Raw genomic sequence first — 15,762 nt, 5'->3', positions numbered from 1 at the left:
ATCATGACCACCACCGCCACCGAGTTCACCGTCGCCGCCTGGCCGGACTGTCCCCCGCGCCTGCTGCGGCCCGGGCAGACCGGCGCGCAGAGCTACGCCGAATACACCCGCGACGGCGGCTACCTCCCGCTGCTGGACGCCGAGGAACTGCTCGTGCAGGTCGACCTGTCCGGCCTGCTGGGCCGGGGCGGCGCGGCCTTCCCGATCGGCACCAAACTGCGCACCGTGCACGACGCGCACCGCCGCGGTTCGGACACCGTCGTCGTCGCCAACGGCGAGGAAGGTGAGCCCGCCTCGATCAAGGACCGGTGGCTGCTGCGCCACCGACCCCATCTCGTCCTGGACGGGCTGCGGCTGGCACTCGCGGTCGCGGGCGCGTCCCGCGGCTTCGTCTACGTCTCGGACCCCGCCGCCGCCGAGGCGGTGGCCGCCGCGCTGGCCGACGTGCCCGCCGAGACGTTCGGCGCCGCCGAGATCGCGCTGGTCACCGTCGACGCCGGATACGTCGCCGGTGAGGAGACCGCCGCGGTGCGCCGCATCAACGGCGGACCGGCCAAACCCACCGACAAACCCCCGCGGCCCTTCGAGGAGGGCGTCCACGGGTTGCCGACCATGGTCAGCAACGTCGAGACGCTGGCCCACCTGCCCTACATCCATCAGCACGGCGCCCAGCAGTTCCGGGCAGTGGGCACGCCGATGTCGCCCGGCACGTTCCTGGCCACCGTCACCGGCGGCGGACGCCCGCCTGCGCTCTACGAAATCCCGCACGGGGCAGCGGTTTCCGAACTCCTCGATGTGCACGGGGTGCCCGCCGACGCGGTGACCGGCGTGCTGATGGGGGGCTACTTCGCCGGCCTGGTGAACACCGACATCCTCGACGCCACCCTCGACCACGAATCGATCCGCCGACTCGGCAGCGGTCTCGGATGCGGGGCGCTCTCGCTGCTCACCGACGAATGCCCGGTCGCCGTCGCGGCGTCGGTGATGTCGTACTTCGACAACGAGAACGCCGGGCAGTGCGGTTCGTGCTTCAACGGGACCGCCGCGATGTCCGCGGTCACCTCCGCGCTGCGCGACGGCAACGCCACCGACGAGGATCTCACCCGTCTTGAGCGCTGGTCGGTGGTCCTGCGGGGTCGCGGCGCCTGCGGCACGCTCGACGGCGCCACCAATGTCGCCGCGAGCCTGCTGCGGCAGTTCCCCCAGGTGGTGGCCCGTCATCTGTCCGGTGACTGTGAATCCTGCCGTTCCGGCGCGTTCCATCAGGTCCGGCCCTACGAGGTGGAGGCTATAGCCCAATCATGAGTGACGGCTTGCGGATTCGACTCGACCGGACCCTGTGTGACGGGTTCGGGATATGCGCCAAGCACGCACCCGAGTACTTCTCGCTCGACGACTGGGGATACGCGTCGCTGATCGGCGACGGGACGGTACCGGAGAAGGACCGCGACGCCGTGATGCGCGCGCTGCTCGACTGCCCCGTCCACGCGATCATCTACATGGGCGAGCACCGGCCGTCCACCGACAACACGGCGCACGAAGATGTGCACGAGTCCCCGGAGCCGAACCCCAGAACCGATGGCAGCGAGGCGATCTCGGAGTTCGTGCGGTGACCCGACCGCTTCCGGAACTGACGGTCCTCAACGAGTTCTTCTGGACCGCCGGCGCGGACGGCGTCCTGCGCATCCAGGAGTGCCGGGACTGCACCGCGCTGATCCATCCACCGCAGCCGGTGTGCCGCTACTGCCGCGGACGCGACATGGGGGTGCGTGACGTGTCGGGCCGGGCCACGCTGTCGGCGTTCACGGTCAATCACCGGTTCGGCTTCCCGGACCTGCCGCCGCCGTACGTGATCGCACAGGTGGCGATCGTCGAGGATCCGCGAGTCCGGTTGACCACCAACATCGTCGACTGCGAACCCGACGACCTCAAACCCGGCCAGCCGGTCGAGGTCCGGTTCCAGCAACTCGACGACGTCTGGCTGCCGGTCTTCGCGCCCAGCAGCGACGGACAGAGCGGTCCGCTGCCCGAAGACGAGATCGCACCACAGGACTTCGCCCGTCACGTCAGGGCACCGCTGACCACGCAGAAGTTCGAGGAACGGTCGGCGATCACGGGTATCGGCGCCTCGAAACTGGGCCGGCGGCTGATGGTGGCGCCGCTGTCGCTGACCATCGAGGCCTGCGAGCAGGCTGTCACCGACGCCGGGCTGAGTTTCGACGACATCGACGGTCTGGCCACCTACCCCGGGCTGGACGTCGCCGGTATGGGCGAGGGCGGCGTCACCGCGCTGGAGAACGCGCTGGGTCTGCGGCCCACCTGGATCAACGGCGGCATGGACACTTTCGGGCCCGGCGGGTCGGTCATCGCCGCGATGATGGCCGTCGCGACGGGGATGGCGCGCCACGTGCTGTGCTTCCGCACGCTGTGGGAAGCGACGTTCCAGCAGTTGATGAAGGAGGGCAAGGCCTCGCCCCCCGGCGGCGCCCGCACCAGCAGCTGGCAGATGCCGTTCGGTGCGATGTCGGCCGCGCACACGCTCGCGCTCAACGCCCAGCGGCACTTCGACCGGTACGGCACCACCCGCGAGACCCTCGGCTGGATCGCGTTGAACCAGCGGGCGAACGCGGCGCTGAACCCCACCGCGATCTACCGCGACCCGATGACGATGGACGACTACCTCGACGCCCGGCCGATCACCACACCGTTCGGGCTCTACGACTGCGACGTCCCGTGTGACGGCGCCGTCGCGGTGGTCGTGTCGGCGGTCGAGACCGCCCGGGACATGCCGCACAAGCCGGTGCTGTTCGAGGCGGTCGGCACGCAGATCGTCGAGCGCACCGACTGGGATCAGGGCACTTTGACCCACGAACCGCAGGTGCTCGGTCAGGCGGCCCACCTGTGGACCCGAACGTCACTGCGGCCCAACGACGTCGACGTCGCCGAACTCTACGACGGGTTCACGTTCAACTGCCTGTCGTGGCTGGAGGCACTCGGTTTCTGCGGGATCGGTGAAGCCAAGGACTTCCTCGACGGCGGCACCGCGATCGCCCGGGACGGGGTGATCCCGCTCAACACCCACGGCGGGCAACTGTCGCACGGACGCACCCACGGGATGGGGTTGATCCACGAGGCGGTCACCCAGCTGCGCGGCGACGCCGGCGACCGCCAGGTCGAGGGCGCCCGCGTCGCGGTGGTCAGCAGCGGCGGCCTCACCCCCAGCGGTGCGATCCTGATGCGGACCGACTCGTGAGCGCGTCCGGCGTGACCGTGCGGCCCCGCGTCGTGCTCGTCGACGGCGTCCCGATGTCGGGTCTGGTCGCCGAGGCCGAGCAGCCGACCGCCGTCGTCGTCGCCTTCCACGGAGGTGCCAGCACCGCAGCGTATTTCGACTGCCCGGGGCATCCGGAGCTGTCGCTGCTGCGGGCCGGTGCGGCGCGGGGGTTCACGGTCGTGGCGCTGGACCGGCCGGGGTACGGCAGCTCTGCGCCCTACCCCGACACGATGCACGACCCCGGGCAGCGGGTGGCGCTGGCGTTCGGGGCGCTCGACAAGGTGCTCGGCGAAAAGCCGCGCGGCGCGGGCGTTTTCCTGCTCGGCCATTCGGCGGGCTGCGAGCTGGCGGTACGCATGGCCGCCAGCGACGCCGGCGCCCACGTGCTCGGCCTGGCCCTGGCGGGCACCGGCCTGCGCTACGCCGACGCGGCGATCGACATCATCAAGACCACGACCGAGACCCGCCGGCCGGTGGGCCTGCGCGACCTGCTGTGGCAACCCGCCGAGGTGTACCCACCCGAAGTGCTGTCCGGAATCACCAACTCGTCGACCGGCGCGCCCTACGAGACCGAGACCACGAAGAACTGGCCGCGGCGGGACTTCCCGGAGAAGGCGGCCGAGGTGACGGTGCCCGTGCACTTCACCGTCGCCGAGCACGAACGGGTGTGGCGCACCGACCCGGACGCGCTGGCCGACATCGAAGCGCTGTTCACCGCGACGCCGCGGTTCGTGCACCACCGCCAGGCCGGTGCAGGCCACAACATCTCGCTGTCGCTCGCCGCGGCGGACTACCACCAGGCGGTCCTGTCGTTCGTCGAGCAGTGCAGTCGGCAACGGCGCGACACTCAACAGAAAGTGGAGGCGGATTGATGCGGGTCGGATTCATCGGACTGGGCAGCCAGGGCGGCCCGATGGCACGGCGGATCGCCGAGGGCGGCTTCGAGACCACGCTGTGGGCCCGCCGCGCCGCCAGCCTCGAACCGTACGCCGACACACCCGCCAAGACCGCGGGCACTCCGGCCGAGATGGCCGCCGCCAGCGACCTGGTCTGCCTGTGTGTGGTCGGTGACGACGACGTGCGCGAGGTGCTCGGCGGCGACACCGGAGTGCTGGCGGGCCTGGCACCGGGCGGCATCATCGCCATCCACAGCACCGTGCATCCCGACACCTGCCGCGAAATCGCCGCCACCGCCGCCGAAAAGGGCATCTCGGTGATCGACGCGCCGGTCAGCGGCGGCGGCCCCGCCGTCGAGGAAGGCAAGCTGCTGGTCATGGTCGGCGGCGACGACGAGGTCGTCGAGCGTTGCCGGCCGGTGTTCGCCACCTACGCCGACCCGATCGTGCATCTGGGTCCGCTCGGCAGCGGCCAGGTCACCAAGATCCTCAACAACCTGCTGTTCACCGCGAACCTCGGTGCCGCGCTGAGCACCCTCGATCTCGGTGAGGCGCTTGGCATTCCGCGGGTCCGGCTCGCCGAGGTGCTCAACGGGGGATCGGCGACCAGCAAGGCGCTCGGCAGCATCGCGATGTTCGGCGGCACGGTCGAGGGTCTGGCACCGATCGCCGGCGCGCTGCTGCAGAAGGACGTCCGGCACGCGGCCAGCATCGCCGCGGCCGGGTCGGTGCCGGAGGGCGCGGTGTTCACCGTCGCCGACACCGCGCTGACCGACATGGACCATCCGCGGTGACCTCGGTCGGCTTCATCGGGGCGGGGCGGATGGGCGCTCCGATGGTGCGCCGCCTCGTCGAGCACGGCCACCGGGTGACGGTGCTCGGCCGAACCGACGACAAGCGCGCCACGATCCGCGACCTCGGCGCCCACCCGGTGCCCGACGCCGCGGACGTCGCCGTCGACGCCGATGTGGTGATCGTGTGCGTGTTCACCGATGAGCAGGTCCGGCAGGTATGCCTGGCCGACGGTGTGGCCGCCGCGATGCGGCCGGGCTCGACGCTGGTCGTGCACACCACCGGCAGCCCGGCGACCGTGCGCGAGCTGGCGGCCAAGTTCGGCGACATCGACGTCATCGACGCGCCGGTCAGCGGCGGGCCCCACAACATCGCCGCCGGCGAGGTGACGCTGTTCGTCGGCGGCGCCGAAGAGGCGCTCGACCGGGCCCGACCGGTGCTGGCGAGCTACGGCGAGCCGATCCTGCCGGTCGGCGCGCTCGGCGCGGGCCAGGCCGTCAAGCTGGTGAACAACAGCCTGTTCGCCGCGCAGATCGGCCTGCTGCGCACCGCGGTGGACCTGGGCGCCCGGCTCGGTGTCGAGGAGTCGAAGCTGCTGGCGTCGGTGCGGCACGGCAGCGGTGCCAGCCGCGTCGGCGAGTTCGTCGCCGCGCGCGGCTCGGTGCAGGGGTTCGTCGCCGACGTCGGCGAGTTCATCGGCAAGGACGTCGCGGTGGTCCGGCGCACCACCGCCGACCTGGGCGGTGATCTCGGTTTGCTCGATCAGGTCATCGAAGCCGGAATCGGCTGACGAAGGTGGCGATTCGCCTTACCCGCAGACGCCCGGTGAGGCATACTAGGAGCGTTACAGTATTGCGCCCTCGCGTAACGAATGCGGTCGACAGCCCGCCGCGAAAGAGGAGAACATGACGAAGCCCAAGCTGGTGTTCAACCCGGTTTCGCAGGAGTACTTCGACAACCCGTACGAGATCTACAAGCGGATGCGTGACGAGGCTCCGATCTACTACGACGAGGAGGAGGACTTCTACGCGCTGACCCGGCACGCCGATGTGGCGGCCGCGTTCAAGGACTACGAGTCGTTCTCGTCGGCCTACGGGTGCGACCTGGCGATGGTGCGCACCGGTGACGTGCCGCAGAAGTCCATCATCTTCATGGATCCCCCGGACCACCGGCACATGCGCAGCCTGCTCAACAAGGCGTTCACCCCGCGCGCCGTCCAGTCCCAGCGCGAGACCGTGGTCGAACTCGTCGACGAGTATTTGGCCAAGGCCGACCCGGACAACTTCGATGTGGTGCAGGACTTCTCCGGACCGTTTCCCGTCGAGGTGATCACCCGGATGGCCGGGGTGCCCGAGGAGTTCCGCCAGCAGGTGCGGCACTGGATCGACACCAGCCTGGAACGCCTGCCCGGCCAGATCGAACTGTCCGAGAAGAACATGCAGGCCAACATCGACTCGGGCATGTACTACTACAGCCTGGTCCAGGAGCGGCGGCAGAACCCGCAGGACGACATGATCAGCCGGTTGATCGCCGCGGAGATCCCCGACGACGACGGCAACCTGCGCAAACTGGACGACATCGAGATCACGGGCTTCGCAACACTTCTGGGCGGCGCGGGTGCGGAGACGGTGACGAAGCTCGTCGGCAGCGCGGTCGTGGTGTTCGCCGAGTACCCCGAACAGTGGCAGATGCTGCTCGACGACCGCAGCCTGATCCCGGCCGCGGTCGAGGAACTGCTGCGCTACGTCGGCCCGGTGCAGTACAACGTCCGCTACAGCCTCAAAGAGGTCGAACTGCCCAGCGGCACCGTGCCCGCGCACAAGCCGGTGTTCCTGATGGGCGCGGCCGCCAATCGGGATCCGCGGGCGTTCGACAACGCGGAGACCTTCGACATCACCCGTGACCGCACCCAGTCGCAGAACCTCGGGCTCGGGTACGGCATCCACAGCTGCCTGGGCGCGGCGCTGGCGCGGATGGAGAGCGCGATCGCGCTGGACCGTCTGCTGGATTTCATGCCGCGCTACGAGGTCGATTTCGACGGCCTGCAGCGGGTGACGATGCAGAACGTGGCCGGCTACCACCATGTTCCGGTGAAGGTGCTGCGGTGAGACAGCGAGGAGCGGAGCGGGAACGCGCATGACACAGCGAGGAGCGGAGCGGGATCGCGCATGACACAGCGAGGAGCGGAGCGGGATCGCGCATGACACAGAAGATCGTGGTGGACTTCGGGCTCTGTGAGAGCAACGGGGTGTGCATGGGCATCATCCCCGAGGTGTTCGATCTCGATGACGAGGACTACCTGCACGTGCTGCAGGAGGAAGTGACTCCGGAGAACGAGCAGCAGGTCAGGGAAGCGGTGCGCCAGTGCCCCCGCCAGGCAATCTCGATCGAAGACGCATGACCACATCGAAACTGGTCTTCGACCCGCTCTCGCAGGAGTATTTCGACGGGCCGTGGGAGATCTACCGACGGCTGCGTGAGGAAGCGCCGGTCTACTACAACGAGGAACTGGACTTCTACGCGTTGTCGCGGCATGAGGACGTCGCGGCGGCGTACAAGGACTTCGCGACCTACTCGTCGGCGTACGGTCTGGATCTGGCGACCATCCGCTCTGACGAGCCGATGCCGGCGAAGATGATCATCCTGATGGATCCGCCCGAACATCGCCACATGCGCAGCCTGGTGAACAAGGTGTTCACCCCCCGCGCGATCGAGGCGATGCGGCCGATGGTGACCGAGACCATCGACCGGTACCTCGCCAACGCCGACCCCGCCCACTTCGACGTCGTCGCCGACTTCTCGGCGTTCTTCCCGGTCGAGGTCATCACCCAGATGTTGGGCGTGCCCGAAGAGCACCGCCAGCAGGTCCGGGAATGGGTGGACAAGTCGCTGCATCGCGAGCCCGGCCAGGTCGATATGTCCGAAGAGGGTATGCAGGCCATCGGCGAAGCCATGGGCCTGTACTTCCAACTGATCCAGGAGCGGCGCGCCAACCCGCAGGACGACATGTTCAGCCGACTGGTGGCCGCGGAGATCACCCGCGAGGACGGCGAGGTGGAGTCACTGGACGACTTCGAGATCGCCGGTTTCGCAACGCTTCTCGGTGGTGCTGGTGCGGAGACCGTCACCAAGCTGGTTGGCAACGCGGCGGTCACTTTTGCGCGCAACCCCGAGCAGTGGCAGAAGCTGCTCGACGACCGCAGCAAGATTCCGGCCGCGGTGGAGGAACTGCTGCGCTACGAACCACCGGTGCACTACAACGTCCGGCGGTCGATGCGCGACGTCGAGTTGCACGGTGTGACGATCCCCGAGGGCAAGCCGGTGTTCCTGCTTCAGGCTTCGGCGCACCGCGACCCGGAGGCGTTCACCGACCCGGACACTTTCGACATCGACCGCAACCGCACCGAGGCGCAGAACCTGGGTTTCGGTTACGGCATCCACAGCTGCCTCGGTGCGGCGTTGGCCAGGATGGAGACGGCGATCGCGCTCGAACGGCTGCTCGACCTGATCCCGCACTACGAGGTGCTGTGGGACGACTGCCGACGGGTCGCGATGCAGAACGTCGCGGGATGGTCGCACGTGCCGGTCCGCAAATTGAGCTGATGCGGTTCGTTCTCGTACACGGCGGATTTCACGCCGCGTGGTGCTGGGATCGCACGATCAGCGAACTGACCGCGATGGGCCACGATGCGGTCGCGGTGGACCTGCCCGGGCACGGCGCACGGGTCGACGAGGAGTCGACGCTGGCCAACCGTCGCGACGCGATCGTGTCCGCGCTGAACGCCGGCGCTGCGGAACCGAGTGTGCTGGTCGGCCATTCGGGTGGCGGCTTCGACGCGACGCTGGCCGCCGACGCCGCGCCCGGGTTGGTGCGACACGTCGTCTACCTGGCGGCCGCGCTGCCCCGCGAGGGCCGGACCTATCCCGAGGCGATGGCGATGCGCGACGACGAGCAGGAACTCGGCGAGGATTTCGACGCCGATGTCGGAGAGATGTTGAGCTACCTGAAGTTCGACGACGACGGGGCGATGTGGTTCGCCGACTTCGAAGGGGCGTGGCGGTACTTCTATCACGACTGCGACGAGGCGACCGCGCGGTGGGCGTTCGAACGCCTCGGCCCGGAGCGCTTCGGCGACACCACGGTCACGCCGGTGTCGGTGCCGCGGTTCTGGGCCGCCGATCTGCCGCGCAGTTTCATCCGGTGCCTTCAGGACCGGTCGATGCCGCAGTGGCTTGCCGACACCGTGACGCGTCGCCTCGGCGTCGAGCAGTTGACCATCGACACGTCGCACTCACCGTTTTTGAGTCGCCCGCGGGAGTTGGCCGAGTTGCTCGTCCATGCCGCCACGACGACGCCCACCGGCCCGTTGCAGCCCCACTAAAACGCTGCCGAGCAGACGCAAAGTGACCCTATAACCCGCGATTTCGGGGCACTTTGCGTCTGCTCGCGCCAAAAAATTGAGGGTGGGGGTCAGCCCAGGCCGTGCAGGATGACGCCGTTGCAGTCCGCGGCGGCCTGACGCAGCTTCGCGGCGGCCTGATATTCATCCGAGTAGTACCAGGCCTTGGCGGCCTCCTCGGACTCGAACTCCAGCAGCACCGTCTGCGTGCCGTGCCAGGTGCCCTCGATCACCTCGGCCTTCTGGTCGAAGGCGAGCAGCGTCGCGCTGGCCATGGTCTGGCTCGCCAGCTTGGCGTACTCGCCCATGCCTTCGGGATCCTTGATGTCCTCGGTGATGAGGATGTACGCCTTGGCCATTGAAACTCCTTTGTTGTCAGTCGATTTCGCGGATCGCTCGTTCGGGACAGTTTGCGATGGCATCGCGTGCGGCGGATTCCAGGCCCGCCGGCACCTCTTCGGGGCTCGCGACGGCCCACCCGTCGTCGCTGAGCTCGAACACCTCCGGGCACAGCGTCAGGCACATGCCGTGCCCCGCGCAACGGTCCTCGTCGACGGTGACCTTCATCAGGCATCACCCGCGATGACGTCGAACTCCAGGTGCAACTCGGTCAACCCCCGCAGGATGTAGGTCGGGATGTAGTCGTAGCGGCGCTGCCCGGCCGGGCCGTGGTGGGCCTCGCTGATCCGGATGTCGGTGGTGCGGTCCAGCAACCGCTCCAGCCCGACGCGGGTTTCGGCGCGGGCCAGCGGCGCACCGGGGCAGCTGTGGATGCCGCGCCCGAACGCCAGATGCTGGCGGGCGTTCTTGCGCTCCGGGTCGAAACTGTCGGGATCCTCGAAGCGGCGCGGATCCCGGTTCGCCGCACCGTTGATCACCATCACCGTGCAGCCGGCGCCGAGCGGTTGGTCCCCGATCGTCGTCGGCACCCGCGACAGCCGGAAGTCGCCCTTGACGGGGCTCTCGATGCGCAGGCACTCCTCGATGAAGTTCGGCAGCAGGCTGCGGTCGTCGCGCAGCTTGCGCTGAATGTCCGGCTGGTCGCCCATCACCTTCAGCGCGGTGGAGAGCAGCCGCACCGTCGTCTCCTGCCCGGCCGAGAACACGTTGGTGGCCACCCGCACCACGTCGGCGACCTCGGGCACGGTTCCGTCCGGGAAAGTCGCGGTGGCCAGCCCGGTCAGCACGTCGTCGCGCGGTTCGCGCCGCCGGTCCTCCACGTACTCGGCGAACACCTCGTAGAGGTACTCCATCGGGGTCTTGGTCAGCGTCTTGTCGGCATTGCCGAGCCCGCCGCCGTGGGTGCCGCGCGCCAGCCGCTCGAGCAGTTCGGCGCGGTCCTCGTCCGGCACGCCGAGCAGGTCGGCGATCACCCGCAACGTGAACGGGCCGGCGAACCCCTTGATGAACTCCCCCTGTCCCGGGGCCAGGAAGTCGTCGAGGATCTCGTCGGCAAGATGCCACATCGCGTCCTCGTTCTCCTTGAGGCGCTTGGGCGTGAGCAGCCGCATCAGCAGGGCGCGGTGGTTGGTGTGCGTCGGCGGATCCAGCGTCGGCAACTGGTCGCTGAACGGGATCTCGTCGCGGTGCTCGATGATCAGGTCGGTGACGTCGTCACCTTCCAGGGGCACCGGGAAGCCGGGGAACGGACCGGTGACCGAGATGCACGACGAGAACGTCTCGGCGTCGTTGTAGACGTCGACGGCCTCCTGCCAGCCGGTTACCATCGTCACGCCGTAGTGGTCTTCGCGGCTCACCGGGCATTTGTTGCGCAGCGCCTCGTAGAACGGGTACGGGTCGTCGGTCAGACGTCCATCCCGGAAGAAGTCGACCTTGGTCATGTCCTCGGTGAGGTCCTCGGCCATGCGCCCTCCGTTTCGACGATCTCAAATCACGAGAACGTGATTCTCATATCTGGTTATCAGATTTCCATAATCGCACGTCGCCGTCAACGAGCGCCCAGCGGGTGGTTTCGGGGCGCTGCCGGTCGACCAGCGATCGGCAGCGCACCGAAACCGCTCATTGGATGGGTTCGTCGCCGAGCACCGTGGTGCGCAGCATCTCGCGCGGCGAGTCCGGGTCGTACGGCGCGGCACGGTGCAGCACCCCGTTGTTGTCCCAGATGACCGTGTCGCCGACCGACCAGCGGTGGCGGTAGACCAGGTGCGGCTCGGTGGCGCGGTCGAGCAGTTCGGCCAGCAAAGCGCGGCCCTCCTCGAGGTCCATGCCGACGACGTAGTCCGCCGACGCACCGAGCACCAGCGACTTGCGGCCGCTGCGGTGCGTCCACACCAGAGGGTGCTCGTGGGTGGGCCGCGACCGCCACTGGGCCACCAGCTCCGGTGACGGATCCGGGTTGACCCTGCGCTGGGAGGCCTCCAGCGAGTGCACGACGCGCAGCGCCCCGAAGCGTTCCTTCTCCTCGTCACTGAACGCCTCGTAGGCCGCGTAGGAGTTCGCGAACTCGGTTTCGCCACCGGTCTCGGCGACCTGCTTGGCTGAGAGCACCGTCGCCTTCTGCGGGCACTCGTCGTTGGTGGGCGTGCACCCGTCGATGTGCCAGTCGAAGGTGGCCCTCAGGTAGGCCGCCGACGAGTTCTTGGACTTGTCGAGTGTGACCGGGTAGATGCCGGCGACCGGGTGGTGTCCGTCCGAGGAGTGGTCGATCTCGCCGAGGCGACGGCAGAACGCCACCTGCGCCTCGGGCGTCAGGCCCAGCCGGGGGAACACCAGTACGCCGTTGTCCTCCAACGCATCCAGGATGGCGCCGCCCAGCGCGTCGTCGTGGGCCAGCGCCTCGGAGTCGACGTCGGTCACCTCCGCGCCCACCGATGCGGTGAGCTTGTTGATGGTGAGCAGGCTCACGGTGTCGTCTCCTTCGTCATGGCACCGGCGCGCTGACGCGGTTCATCACCGCGTCGGCGGAGTCGGCGGGTTTCTGGGTACCGAACACCTCGACGGCCATCGACACCATGATCATCGAGTAGACGAGGTGCAGCAGGTTCAGCACGTCCTCGGGCAGGTCGTCGAGCGGGAACTTGTCGCAGTAGTCGATCGCCTCCTCGAACCGCGGTGTGAACGCGTCGTAGAACTCGCGGATCTCCGACATCGGGGTCGCCATCCGAGTCGCCCACCGCTCGGCTTCGGTTGGCAGACACCACTTCTCGGCGAACGACTCGAATTCTGCGAACGCATCGGGCAGCCGCGCCATGTCACACCCCCACCGGGGAACGCTCGGCCTTGTACTGCTCGACCCACTTGACGGCCTCGTGGCGGAGGTGCCGCACCAGGATCTCCTGGTCGCTGAGCGGGTAGTCGTCGACGATCGGCTCGTCCAGGCCGTACTCCAGCGCGGCCTGGGTGCCGCCGAGCATCCCGGCGTCCTGCAGCGCGAACTCCTTGAGCACCACCGACGCGACCTCGTGCTCGACGCGTTCACGCACGGTGCGCGCGGGGTGAAAAGCGTTGTACGCCTCGAACTTGTGGGTGTTGTGCGACGTCGGCCAGTACCGGTACAGCAGGTACCACCCGTGGTAGATCAGGATCTCCAGGTTCGGGAAGATCTGGAAGTTGGTGATGCCCCACGGTTCGATCCCGCCGGGGTTCAGGCCGGCCGACTGGTGTGTCTCCGGAGTGCGCCACGGGCCGACGAGCCCACTGCGCGTGACCCGTTCGACGGGGTACATGTACTCCGGGTCGAGCAGCCAGCGCCGGGTGCCCGCGGTCGACACCAGCCGGTGCGGTCCGTCGATCTGGAAGTGGCCGCACTCGAACGTCGCGTTCGGCTGCCGCACCGCGCTGGGCACCTGCTGGGAGTGCAGCGACGGCACGTGGTAGTACTCCTGGAACGCGTCGGCGAAGATCTTCCAGTTGCTGTTGTTGCGCGCCTCGAACTCGTAGCGCTCGGTCATCAGCTCGAACGGGTAGTCGTCGAGCGCGGTGATCATCGGGCCGAGGAATTCGCGCAGGCTCCACCGGGGTTCGGGGTCGAAGTTGATGAAGATGAACCCGTTCCAGACGTCGCACTGCACCGGCTTGAGGCCGTACCGCGAACTGTCCAGGTTGAAGAACTCGCCCTCCTGCTGCACGAACGTCAGGTCACCCTTGAGGTCGTAGCGCCACCCGTGGTACTTGCAGGTGAACTGCCGGCAGGTGCCCTTGATCTCCTCGTCGGGAAAGTCGTTCCACACCAGCTTGTTTCCGCGGTGCCGGCAGACGTTGTGGAAGGCGCGGATCTGCTGGTCCTTGCCGCGGACCACGATCACCGACGTCTTGGCGACCTCGATCTCCTTGGTCAGGTAGCTGCCCACGCGCGGCAGTTCCTCGACGCGGGCCACGTTGAGCCAGGCGCGCTTGAAGACCGCCTCGCGTTCGAGCTCGTAGAAGTCCGGCGAAATCGAGTCGCGGAACGAGATCGGACCGGTACCCAGTTGCGGATAGTGCTCGGTCCAGCTGCCCTCTGCCGGCTTAGGCCACTTTCCCATGCGAACCTCCGTGTCGTGGTTGGTGTTTGAGCGAGCAGGTCACAGCACCGACCCGCCGTTGACGCCGAGGATCTGGCCGGTGATGAAACCGGCCTCCTCTGAGCACAGGAACCCGACGGCCGCGGCGATGTCGTCGCCGGTGCCGAGGTGGCCGACCGGAACGGTCGCGGCCATCTGCTCGTTGGACGGCAGGTGTCCGGCCGCCTGACCCGCATGCTGCATCGGGGTCTCGATCGCCGAGGGCGGGATGTTGTTCACCGTGATCCCGGCCGGGCCGTATTCGCGGGCAAGGGATTTGGTCAACGACAGCAGTGCGCCCTTGGACGCCGCGTAGTGCGCCATCTTCGGGGAGCCGCGCTGGGCGCTCGACGACGAGATCATCACGATGCGGCCCCAACCGGCGGCGAGCATGTCGGGCACTGCGACCTGACAGCAGTGGAATGTCCCGGTCAGGTTCACGTCGACCAACCGCTGCCACGCCTGCGGCGTGATGTCGGTGAACGGTGCCCAGTCCACCGCGCCCGCGCTGGTGACCAGGATGTGCACCGGGCCGAGGTCGGAGCGGACCTTGGCGAACGCCTCCTCGACCGTGGCCCGGTCGCTCACGTCGACCGCGACCCCGAGCGCCGAGACGCCCTCGGCCCGAAGTTCTTCGGCGACGCGTTGCGCGGCGTCGCCGTTGAGGTCGAGCACCGCCACCTTGTGCCCGCGCCTGCCGAGTTCGTGGCACGTCGCCTCACCCATGCCCGACGCGCCGCCGGTCACCACCGCGACCCGGCTCATCGATCCGACCCCGTCATATCAACGACCACGTCACATCAACCACCTCTACTCGTAGACCATGTGGACCGACCGGCTCGTCGGCAGCGACTGGCACGTCAGCACCCACCCTTCGGCCACATCGTCGTCGTCGAGCGCGTCGTTGTTGAGCATGCGCGCGCTCCCCGACTCGAGCCGGGCCATACACGTTCCGCAGGAACCGGTCTCGCACGATGACGGGGCGCGCAGCCCCGCGATCCGCGCGGTCTGCAGCAGCGTGTTGCCGGCCCGGTACGGCGCGGTGATCTTCTTACGGTCCAGTTCGATGATGATCTCTTCGGTCTGCTCGGCGGCCTCGACGGCGTCGGCGGACGCCGGCTCCACCTGGAACCGCTCCAGATGCACCCGCTCGCGCGCGACACCGCGGTCCAGCAACGCGTCGGCCACGGTGTCCATGAACGGCCCGGGGCCGCAGATGAAGTAGTCCACATCGGCGGCGGTGTCGACGAACGCCTCGACCGCGCCGGGCGTGACGACGCCGGACTCCTCGTCGAAGTGGTGTACCACGGTCAGCCGGTCCGGGTTCGCCTCGGCCAGCGCGGTCAACGCCGCACCGAAGATGACCGATTCGCGTCCGCGATTGGCGTAGAACAACCGCACACTCCGCCCGGCACCGGCGAGCGCCGACCCGATCAGCGAGAAGATCGGTGTGATGCCGCTGCCACCGGCGAATGCGACGATGTCGCGTTCGTCGTCGCCGAGCACGAACCGCCCGTCCGGCGGTGCCGCGTGGATCTCCGCGCCCTCGGTCGCGGTGTCGTTCAACCAGTTCGAGACCACACCGCCGGGGTCGCGCTTGACGGTGATCCGCAGGTCCTCACCGAGGTGCGGGGACGACGACATCGAGTAGCACCGTTGATGCTGGTCGGCGCCGACCTGCACCCGAAGCGTCAGGAACTGCCCGGCCCGGTACCGGAAGCGGTCCGAACAGCCCTCGGGGACGTCGAGCACCAGCGATACCGCGTCGCGGGTTTCGCGCACGACGCGTTTGATCCGCAACGGCGCGAATTCGGCGAGTTGGTCCGACATCGAGGCCACAATATCAAGTACTTGTGATTGGTTTCAAGGGGCGGTTCCACTCGGTCCGGCAGCCGCCA

General features: G+C 68.3%; 18 protein-coding genes. 10 read left to right on the top strand and 8 right to left on the bottom strand.

Features of this window, described 5'->3' with window-relative positions; translation table 11 throughout:
- Positions 1 to 3 precede the first annotated feature (3 nt).
- From BHQ18_RS13195 to BHQ18_RS13150, 10 genes are all read left to right on the top strand, one after another.
- A complete protein-coding gene (locus tag BHQ18_RS13195) occupies positions 4 to 1,305 on the top strand; it encodes an NADH-ubiquinone oxidoreductase-F iron-sulfur binding region domain-containing protein (protein WP_069414062.1) in 1,302 nt (433 codons plus the stop codon).
- Complete coding sequence (locus BHQ18_RS13190; protein ID WP_069414061.1) at positions 1,302 to 1,613, top strand: ferredoxin; 312 nt, start codon at positions 1,302 to 1,304, stop codon at positions 1,611 to 1,613. The genes BHQ18_RS13195 and BHQ18_RS13190 overlap by 4 nt, the downstream gene beginning before the upstream one ends.
- On the top strand, positions 1,610 to 3,253 hold the full coding sequence (locus BHQ18_RS13185) for a thiolase C-terminal domain-containing protein (protein ID WP_069414060.1): 1,644 nt from the start codon (positions 1,610 to 1,612) through the stop codon (positions 3,251 to 3,253). The genes BHQ18_RS13190 and BHQ18_RS13185 overlap by 4 nt, the downstream gene beginning before the upstream one ends.
- Positions 3,254 to 3,306: 53 nt before the next feature.
- Positions 3,307 to 4,146, top strand: coding sequence for an alpha/beta hydrolase (locus tag BHQ18_RS13180; protein WP_069414156.1), 840 nt, complete (start codon positions 3,307 to 3,309; stop codon positions 4,144 to 4,146).
- Positions 4,146 to 4,964, top strand: a complete 819-nt coding sequence (locus BHQ18_RS13175) for an NAD(P)-dependent oxidoreductase (protein WP_069414059.1) — start codon at positions 4,146 to 4,148, stop codon at positions 4,962 to 4,964. Before BHQ18_RS13180 ends, BHQ18_RS13175 begins: the two co-directional genes overlap by 1 nt.
- Entirely contained in the window at positions 4,961 to 5,752 is a 792-nt protein-coding gene (locus BHQ18_RS13170; protein ID WP_069414058.1) for an NAD(P)-dependent oxidoreductase, read from the top strand. The genes BHQ18_RS13175 and BHQ18_RS13170 overlap by 4 nt, the downstream gene beginning before the upstream one ends.
- Before the next feature lie 115 nt (positions 5,753 to 5,867).
- Complete coding sequence (locus BHQ18_RS13165) at positions 5,868 to 7,070, top strand: cytochrome P450 (protein ID WP_069414057.1); 1,203 nt, start codon at positions 5,868 to 5,870, stop codon at positions 7,068 to 7,070.
- A gap of 92 nt (positions 7,071 to 7,162) precedes the next feature.
- A complete protein-coding gene (locus tag BHQ18_RS13160) occupies positions 7,163 to 7,363 on the top strand; it encodes a ferredoxin (protein WP_069414056.1) in 201 nt (66 codons plus the stop codon).
- Positions 7,360 to 8,565, top strand: coding sequence for a cytochrome P450 (locus tag BHQ18_RS13155; protein ID WP_069414055.1), 1,206 nt, complete (start codon positions 7,360 to 7,362; stop codon positions 8,563 to 8,565). Before BHQ18_RS13160 ends, BHQ18_RS13155 begins: the two co-directional genes overlap by 4 nt.
- Positions 8,565 to 9,344, top strand: coding sequence for an alpha/beta fold hydrolase (locus BHQ18_RS13150; RefSeq protein ID WP_069414054.1), 780 nt, complete (start codon positions 8,565 to 8,567; stop codon positions 9,342 to 9,344). The genes BHQ18_RS13155 and BHQ18_RS13150 overlap by 1 nt, the downstream gene beginning before the upstream one ends.
- An 89-nt stretch (positions 9,345 to 9,433) precedes the next feature.
- Here BHQ18_RS13150 and BHQ18_RS13145 read toward each other — a convergent pair whose 3' ends face one another.
- The 8 genes from BHQ18_RS13145 to BHQ18_RS13110 all read right to left on the bottom strand — a co-directional run bounded on the left by BHQ18_RS13145 (position 9,434) and on the right by BHQ18_RS13110 (position 15,694).
- Complete coding sequence (locus tag BHQ18_RS13145) at positions 9,434 to 9,721, bottom strand: DUF1330 domain-containing protein (RefSeq protein WP_069414053.1); 288 nt, start codon at positions 9,719 to 9,721, stop codon at positions 9,434 to 9,436.
- Positions 9,722 to 9,737: 16 nt separating this feature from the next.
- Positions 9,738 to 9,929, bottom strand: coding sequence for a ferredoxin (locus tag BHQ18_RS13140; RefSeq protein WP_069414052.1), 192 nt, complete (start codon positions 9,927 to 9,929; stop codon positions 9,738 to 9,740).
- Positions 9,929 to 11,227, bottom strand: coding sequence for a cytochrome P450 (locus tag BHQ18_RS13135; RefSeq protein ID WP_069414051.1), 1,299 nt, complete (start codon positions 11,225 to 11,227; stop codon positions 9,929 to 9,931). Before BHQ18_RS13135 ends, BHQ18_RS13140 begins: the two co-directional genes overlap by 1 nt.
- A gap of 154 nt (positions 11,228 to 11,381) precedes the next feature.
- Positions 11,382 to 12,227: a TauD/TfdA dioxygenase family protein gene (locus BHQ18_RS13130; protein WP_069414050.1), complete on the bottom strand. Its 846-nt coding sequence runs from the start codon at positions 12,225 to 12,227 to the stop codon at positions 11,382 to 11,384.
- A gap of 16 nt (positions 12,228 to 12,243) precedes the next feature.
- Positions 12,244 to 12,573, bottom strand: a complete 330-nt coding sequence (locus BHQ18_RS13125; RefSeq protein WP_069414049.1) for a hypothetical protein — start codon at positions 12,571 to 12,573, stop codon at positions 12,244 to 12,246.
- Position 12,574: 1 nt separating this feature from the next.
- Positions 12,575 to 13,846, bottom strand: a complete 1,272-nt coding sequence (locus tag BHQ18_RS13120) for an aromatic ring-hydroxylating oxygenase subunit alpha (protein ID WP_069414048.1) — start codon at positions 13,844 to 13,846, stop codon at positions 12,575 to 12,577.
- Positions 13,847 to 13,885: 39 nt separating this feature from the next.
- On the bottom strand, positions 13,886 to 14,629 hold the full coding sequence (locus BHQ18_RS13115) for an SDR family NAD(P)-dependent oxidoreductase (RefSeq protein WP_069414047.1): 744 nt from the start codon (positions 14,627 to 14,629) through the stop codon (positions 13,886 to 13,888).
- A gap of 45 nt (positions 14,630 to 14,674) precedes the next feature.
- Positions 14,675 to 15,694, bottom strand: a complete 1,020-nt coding sequence (locus BHQ18_RS13110; RefSeq protein WP_069414155.1) for a ferredoxin--NADP reductase — start codon at positions 15,692 to 15,694, stop codon at positions 14,675 to 14,677.
- Positions 15,695 to 15,762: the final 68 nt, after the last annotated feature.

Source organism: Mycolicibacterium flavescens, assembly GCF_001722335.1.
Taxonomy (GTDB): domain Bacteria; phylum Actinomycetota; class Actinomycetes; order Mycobacteriales; family Mycobacteriaceae; genus Mycobacterium; species Mycobacterium flavescens.
The sequence above is the reverse complement of the archived record's forward strand: the minus strand, read 5'-3'. Positions and strand labels throughout refer to the sequence as shown.